The sequence below is a fragment of the Pseudomonas sp. NFIX10 genome (assembly GCF_900111955.1).
Taxonomy (GTDB): domain Bacteria; phylum Pseudomonadota; class Gammaproteobacteria; order Pseudomonadales; family Pseudomonadaceae; genus Aquipseudomonas; species Aquipseudomonas fluorescens_AA.
The window spans coordinates 147,690-154,843 of the sequence record NZ_FOKH01000014.1 but is presented as its reverse complement, the minus strand read 5'-3'; the positions used below and the strand labels follow the sequence as shown (position 1 = coordinate 154,843).

General features: G+C 59.3%; 7 protein-coding genes. 1 reads left to right on the top strand and 6 read right to left on the bottom strand.

Annotated features, from left to right (window positions below; translation table 11 throughout):
• Positions 1 to 360: 360 nt before the first annotated feature.
• From rhtB to BM321_RS15235, 5 genes are all read right to left on the bottom strand, one after another.
• The gene (rhtB, locus tag BM321_RS15255) at positions 361 to 993 is read right to left on the bottom strand and encodes a homoserine/homoserine lactone efflux protein (protein ID WP_092443025.1); all 633 of its coding nucleotides are present in this window, start codon (positions 991 to 993) and stop codon (positions 361 to 363) included.
• A 70-nt stretch (positions 994 to 1,063) separates the two neighbouring features.
• Positions 1,064 to 1,723 carry a DUF4276 family protein gene (locus tag BM321_RS15250; RefSeq protein ID WP_092443022.1) on the bottom strand — a complete coding sequence of 220 codons (660 nt, stop codon included), beginning with the start codon at positions 1,721 to 1,723 and terminating at the stop codon, positions 1,064 to 1,066.
• A complete protein-coding gene (locus BM321_RS15245) occupies positions 1,720 to 2,820 on the bottom strand; it encodes an AAA family ATPase (RefSeq protein ID WP_092443021.1) in 1,101 nt (366 codons plus the stop codon). The genes BM321_RS15250 and BM321_RS15245 overlap by 4 nt, the downstream gene beginning before the upstream one ends.
• Positions 2,821 to 2,954: 134 nt before the next feature.
• Complete coding sequence (locus tag BM321_RS15240; protein WP_092334349.1) at positions 2,955 to 3,536, bottom strand: mechanosensitive ion channel family protein; 582 nt, start codon at positions 3,534 to 3,536, stop codon at positions 2,955 to 2,957.
• Positions 3,536 to 5,446, bottom strand: a complete 1,911-nt coding sequence (locus BM321_RS15235) for an ATP-binding cassette domain-containing protein (RefSeq protein WP_092443020.1) — start codon at positions 5,444 to 5,446, stop codon at positions 3,536 to 3,538. Before BM321_RS15235 ends, BM321_RS15240 begins: the two co-directional genes overlap by 1 nt.
• A 50-nt stretch (positions 5,447 to 5,496) precedes the next feature.
• Here BM321_RS15235 and BM321_RS15230 point away from each other — a divergent pair, with 50 nt between their 5' ends.
• Entirely contained in the window at positions 5,497 to 5,961 is a 465-nt protein-coding gene (locus BM321_RS15230; RefSeq protein ID WP_092443019.1) for a TIGR02444 family protein, read from the top strand.
• Here BM321_RS15230 and BM321_RS15225 read toward each other — a convergent pair.
• A complete protein-coding gene (locus tag BM321_RS15225) occupies positions 5,958 to 7,124 on the bottom strand; it encodes an AlgP family protein (RefSeq protein WP_092443018.1) in 1,167 nt (388 codons plus the stop codon). The genes BM321_RS15230 and BM321_RS15225 overlap by 4 nt on opposite strands.
• Positions 7,125 to 7,154: the final 30 nt, after the last annotated feature.

The window sequence follows — 7,154 nt, the reverse complement described above, 5'->3', positions numbered from 1 at the left end:
GACCCAATGCTCACGGCTTCCCACGTCAATACCGGCACAGTGATGATGGATAATCTCAAAACGCTTTTGGTTCTTGCGCGCCATGACAATTCCTCGCAGGATTGAATGACGCGCGCGGGGTACACGGTGGCGAAAGGATTCACTCTCTTATACGAGGTCACGGCCTGGCCGTGCCATCAACGACTCCACGCCGATACCGTGCAGGCCACTCTCCCTCTCGGGTGCTGTCACACCAGTGCTGGTTACGGCCTTTGCCCCGCGCGCGTTCTTCAACTGTAGAGGGATCCCTGTTTGCTGCGCGACAGCGCAGCGTCGAAGACGCGGCGGGATCTCCCTCGCCACAGGTGTTGTGCAAGCCGGCTACACCGCAGCCTTGCGAATCGTCGCGAGCAAGCCCGCCGCGCCGATGAACAGGCCAGCAAACGTGCGGTTCATCCGCCGTTGCTGCTCCGGTGTGCGCAACAGGCGCAGGACTTTCGATGCCAACCCGGTGTACCCGGCCATGACGATGAGATCGACGACGATCATTGTGACGCCGAGGATCAGGTATTGCTGGATCAACGGTGCATGGGGATTGATGAACTGCGGCAGCACAGCCAGCATGAACACCAGCGCCTTGGGGTTGCTGATGTTGACCAGGAAACCGCGGAACACCAGAGCCAACGGGTTGCCGATAGGCCGCACGACGGAATCGTCATTCATATCGCCGGGAATGGCTCGCCACTGTTTGACACCCAGGTAGACCAGGTAGACCACGCCGAACCACTTGATCGCATAGAACGCCGTGGCCGACGCCGTGAGGATCGCGCCAACACCGGCGGCGACGATCACGATTTGCAGCGCCAGGCCCAATTGCAGGCCCAGGGCATTCCAGTAGCCGCGCCAAAACCCGTAGCGCAAGCCACTGGACATCGATGCAATGGCGCCGGCGCCCGGGGAAAGACTGATCACCCAACAGGCGGCGAAAAAAGCCAACCATGTTTCCAACACCATTGCACACCTCGGCTCGGATTCGTCGAAAACGACTAAGCTAATGCGATCATCGGATAAACGCCAAGGTTTTCTATACCGGCGCTAAAGCGTCCAGTTTGAGTAGCCACTCATGGAAATGTGGGCAGTTCAGACGCATGGCATCCAGCCCAATCTCACAAGCTATCAAAGGGCCATGAAAGGCTTTCTGGTATTCAGGCATCGCCTTGGAGATACGCTTGGAGGGAGCAGTCTGTGGGCTATTGTTGATATCTTCCGGTGTCTGAAAGGCACTAGCGATCGTTTTGAGGGCAGGCACAACCTTTGAGTCATCCGTCCACTCTGCAAACTTATCAGGGCCCGCAAAGAGAAGTGCTTCGAACTCATGCACCATCAAGTTGGGGATGAAGTTCTTTTCCCCAATATCGATCGCCAACTGAACCTCCAGAAAACAAGCCTTCTGATGCCCTGTACCCGCAATCGGAAAATCGGCTGATGCCAAACCGGGAAAATCACCGGGCAACGCGTAGAAATCAAACATTGTGGTGACCTGTGCCGCATGATGCTCCCGGCACAAGCGAGTCACTTGGTGTTTGACTTTTCCATAGCTGACGACGCCCCCCTTATTGCCGGGGCTGGTACTGATGATAATCGGCGTAAGGAAAACACCAAGTGTCCAATAGTGAGGGGCCAATAGCTCATTGACGAAGGCCTCTTCCGTTTGCCCTTCTACAAGAAGAACGATTCGGCTCATCGACTCGGTCTCCCGCCCAGTATGTTCTTCTTCCAGAGTTCACCAAGACTGAACTCTTCCAGCCATGCGCTCAGAGCAACAGTGTCCAACCGTTTGAAAGTGGAGGCACCACCGACCTTGTCTACCACAATCAAATCTTCAGCATCGAATTGATCAACGAGTTCTACTGACTGTGTCGAAATAATGAGTTGGTGTTTCTGCGAAACCGATTTCATCAGACCACCCAGCGCAACGATCGCAAATGGATGCAGGCCCAGCTCCGGCTCATCAATCAGAATGGCCGAGGGCATGAACTCTTCAGGCTGCAGCAATACGGTTGCCAGGCAGATAAAGCGTAAAGTGCCATCCGACAAAGCGGCTGCGGTGAAAGGGATGTCCTGGCCGACTTCAGTCCACTCAAGCTGAATTTTTTCCTTGTTATCAATCGTTGGGCGTAAATGAAAATCACCGAAGAACGGAGCCACCATCTGAATGGCCTTCACGATGCGCCTGTAGTGAGTTTCATTGTGGCTTTTCAAGCGATATAAAAACGCAGCAAGGTTTCGCGCATCATCGCGCAGATATTCATTATCGTTGATGCCATGGATTTGCTTTACAAGGGCGCTGGAGCCCGTGTCATGAAAATGATAGATGCGCCAACTTCTGATAGCCGGAACAACGTGCCTGTAGATCTGCGTCTTGGATTTTTGCTCAGCGGCGTATGACTCGAAATGGCCGGACCTGGCGCGCCAGTCGCCACTGACATTCCACCAGAGCGCCTCATGGGCAAACATCATGCGGTTATCTTGAGTAGGCTTGAGCGTGAATTTATAACCGTTATTGCCAAAGTAAAGTTCCGCACAAAGCTCTTCGGTCGTTTTTCGGCCGAAATGAAGCAAGGCGTCAGGACCTCCGGCGGCTCCCACCGAGAGCTGCAACTGCTCATCCAGGATGCGACTTATCAAGCGAAAGAAACCAATGAAATTGGATTTTCCTGCGCCATTCGCACCGATAAGCACATTTAGCTTGCCTAATTCGATATCGCATTCGGCGATGGACTTGTAACCCTTGAGGGTCAGCCTCGAGAGCTGATCCGAATCGTAAACTTTCTTAACCATCTGAGTCTCCCGATACGGTGTTCGACGAGAAAAATCCATCAGTCCCTATCTGAACAGTAGCGGCACCTAGAACCGGCTCAGCTGGAGATTTTGTTTCAGACACTGACGAAAGAGTACAGCTACATCAAGGCAGTCTATTCGACGAACCCACCCACCGGAAACGCCTCGCTGCCACGCCAGCGCCGAACAGAACGCTGGAAAAACAGGCTGTTGGGCACTTGCACCATGGTGCTGCCGGTGCCGAGCTCCTCAGGTTCGATCAATGTGGTGTACAGCAGATTGATCGCCACCACGCGACCCTTGATGCCAGGCTTGTCGGTGGTGTCCACCAGCTCGACCACATCCCCCAGGCGAAACGGTCCGACGGTGTAGATCAACACGGCGCAGAACAGGTTAGACAGCACGCTCCAGATGGCGAAGAACGCCACCGCTGCCACCGCCACGAAACCCGAGATCGCCGTCCAGAGTACCGTGGCCGAGACACCCAGGCGCTCCAGCGCCACCAGTACGGCGCTGCCCATGATCAGCCAGCGCAGCACACCGCGCAGGATGATCACCAATTGCGTCGGCAGTGGGTAGCGCTCGCCGAGGCCCGTGAGCGCACGCGCAACGAACCGCTGGGCGATATATCCCACCAGCAGGATCAGCAGGATTTGCACACCGAGCCAGATCGGCTCGATCCACATGACAGGGACAGGCAACGCCAACGCTTCCATCAGGACAACGCCTCCAACTCCGCTTGCAGATTTTCCAGCAGTTCCAAGGCTTGCATCCACGCCTCCTCGAGCTCCGCTTCCCGAACCTTCAGCCTGGCCTGTTCGGCCAGCAGGTCACGCAACTCATCCTTGCGCGCCGCCTCGTAGAGACCACTGTCGCCCAGGCTGGTTTCGATTTTCTGCAGCTTTTCATGGAGCTTGCCCAGCTCGGCTTCGAGCTTGTCGGCCTCGCGCTTGTGCGGCGCCAGTTGCTGGCGCAATGCGGCAGCGGCCTGGCGCTGGGCCTTTTTGTCGGTCTTGTCCGGGTTGACCGGCGTGCTGCTGACCGGCGCGTTGCGCTGGCGGTACTCCACCAGCCAACGAGCATAATCTTCCAGGTCTCCGTCGAACTCCTCGACCTTGCCGTCGGCGACCAGGAAGAAATTATCCGTGGTGCTCTTGAGCAAATGCCGATCGTGAGACACCACCAGCACCGCGCCACTGAATTCCTGCAAGGCCATGGTCAGGGCCAGGCGCATTTCCAGGTCCAGGTGGTTGGTCGGTTCGTCGAGCAGCAACAGGTTCGGCCGGCCCCAGGCGATCAACGCCAACGCCAGGCGCGCCTTTTCGCCACCGGAGAAATTCAACACCGGCTCGTCGATGCGTGCCCCGCGAAAATCGAAACCACCGAGGAAATCGCGCAGGGTCTGCTCGCGCTCGGTTGGCGCCAAGCGTTGCAGGTGCAGCAGCGGGCTGGCCTTGGAATCCAGGGAGTCGAGCTGGTGCTGGGCGAAATAGCCAACAACGGTGTTTTCGCCTCGGGTCAAGCGTCCAGCCAATGGCTGGAGTTCGCCCGAGAGGTTCTTGATCAGGGTCGACTTACCGGCACCATTGGGGCCCAGCAGACCGATCCGCGCACCCGGGGTCAGTTGCAGCTTGACCTTCTCCAGCACGGTCTTGTCGCCATAACCCAGGCGCGCGTCGGACAGGTCGATCAACGGGCTGGAAATCTTGGTCGATTCGCGGAAGACAAAATCGAACGGTGAATCGACGTGGGCCGCCGACAGCTCTTCCATCCGCTCCAGCGCCTTGATCCGGCTCTGGGCCTGGCGGGCCTTGGTGGCCTGGGCCTTGAAGCGGGCGATGTAGCTTTCCATGTGCGCACGTTGCGCCTGTTGCTTCTCGTAGGCCTGCTGTTGCTGGGCCAGGCGTTCGGCACGGGCGCGCTCGAAGGCGCTGTAGCCACCGCGGTACAAGGTGAGCTTGCGCTGGTCGACGTGGGCCACGTGATCCACCACCGCGTCGAGGAAATCGCGGTCGTGGGAAATCAGCAGCAGCGTGCCCGGGTAACCCTTGAGCCAGTCTTCGAGCCAGATGATGGCGTCGAGGTCCAAGTGGTTGGTCGGTTCATCGAGCAGCAGCAGATCCGAAGGGCACATCAGGGCCTGCGCCAGGTTCAGGCGCATCCGCCAGCCACCGGAGAAGTCCCCGACCTGACGGTCCATCTGTTCATTGGTAAAGCCCAGGCCGGCGAGCAATTTGCGCGCGCGGGCATCGGCGGTATAGCCGTCGGCACTGTCGAGTTCCGCGTGCAGGCGGGCCTGTGCGGCACCGTCGTGGGCCGCTTCGGCCGCCGCCAGGTCGCGTTGCACCTGGCGCAGGCGCAGGTCGCCATCGAGCACGTAGTCCACCGCCAGGCGATCGAGGGTGTCGACCTCCTGGCGCATGTGAGCGATACGCCAGTCGGCCGGCAGCAGGCAATCGCCCGAGTCCGGGTGCAGCTCGCCTCGCAGCAAGGCGAACAGGCTCGATTTGCCGGCGCCGTTGGCACCGATGAGGCCGGCTTTGTGGCCGGCGTGCAGGGTCAGCTCGGCGTCTTCTAGCAGACGTTGCGGGCCACGCTGTAAAGTCAGGTTCTGAAGTCGGATCATAATGGCGGCGGAGTCTACCAGCTTCGCTCGCAACTGGCGCGAGTAGCACGATGTCCCCTGACCTGTGGAGTTTTTCCCTCGACCTTTATGCCAAGCCTGGCGTAGAGCCTGCGTGCCTCACGCTACAGAGTGCCGGCGTCAATGTCTGCCTGCTGCTTTGCGGACTGTGGCTGGAACGACGCGGCGTGGCCTGCAATGAACAACGGCTGCAACAGCTTCGACAATTGACCGAGCCTTGGGAGGCTGAGGTGGTAAGGCCCTTGCGCACGCTTCGCAGCCAATGGAAAACCGGTGCCCGCCAAGACACGGCACTCGATAGCCTGCGCGAACAGGTCAAGCGACTGGAATTGGAAGCCGAGCGACGATTGCTGGAACGATTGCAGGCAGTGGCCGAGGATTGGCCTGAGGAACAACGGAGCGATTCAGCGTTATGGCTGCAAGGGCTGGCGGCGAATGCCGAACCAGCGAGCCGCGACGCGCTGCATCAGCTGCGCGTCGCGGTGTCCGGCACTTAGGAAGCGCTGGTTGGGGTGCTGCTGGTGGTCGGCGCAACGGCGGCTGGGCTGGTCACCGAGGCCGGAGTGCTGGCGGTAGGCGCAGGCGTCGCGGTCGGAGCCGGTGTCGCTGGCTTGGCGGCTGGCGCAGTCGCAGGTTTTGCAGCGGCTGGCTTCTTCACGGCTGGTTTAGCAGCGGGCTTGGCGGCAGCAGGCTTGGCCGTAGCGGGCTTGGCAGCCGCTGGCTTCGCGGCAGCAGGCTTGGCAGCGGCTGGTTTGGCAGCGGGTTTAGCCGCCGCTTTGGCAGGCGCTTTGGCAGCGACGGGCTTGGCAGCCGTTTTCGCAACAGGCTTGGCCGCAGCCGTTTTGGTTGCCGCAGGCTTGGCAGCTGGTTTGGCGGCCGCAGGTTTGGCAGTGGATTTTACCGCTGCTTTGGCAGCCGGTTTAGCGGCAGCGGTTTTCGTCGCGGCAGGTTTTGCGGCGGCGGTTTTAGCGGCAGGCTTGGCTACAACTTTTGTCGCAGGTTTAGCAGCGGCTTTTACAGCGGGCTTGGCAGCGGCAGGTTTAGCGGCCGCGGTTTTTGCGGCTGGCTTGGCAGCAGCCTTGACGGCTGGTTTTTTTGCCGCAGGTTTTGCAGCGCTGGCAGCGACGGGTTTGGCAGCCGGTTTGCTGGCCGCCTTGGCCGGTGCTTTGGCGGCGGGCTTGGCAGCGACTTTGGCCGGTGCTTTTGCCACGGCGGGTTTAGTCGCCGGCTTCTTGGCCGATACAGCGGCAGGCTTGGCAGCACGAAGCGACAGCGCCTTGCCCGCCGCTTCTTGCACACGACCGACACCCTGGGCCAGTTTCAGGCTTTCCTGGGCATCACGCTTGAGTTGCAAAATGTAGGCGCGGGTTTCGGACTGACGATCCTTCAAGGCATCGAGCAAGTCTTCGAGCTCTTTCACAACGTCCTTGGCCTTGGCTTGCGCCTTGGCCTTGCCAGCGGTGGCCGCGTCTTGCAATTTGGTGCGCGACTTGTGCAGTTTTTCCTGCGCTTTGCCGCGTTGTTTTTCCAGTTTGGCGAGCAGTTTTTCAGCATCAGCCAGGGCTTGGGAGCAGGCATTTTCCAGATGTTCGAGCAAGCTGCCCGAGAGTTGTTGGAGCAAGTGCAACGGAGTGTTTACAGGCTTCTTGGTGGCCGACATGGTTTACCTCCTGACTGACGTGAGTGCGGC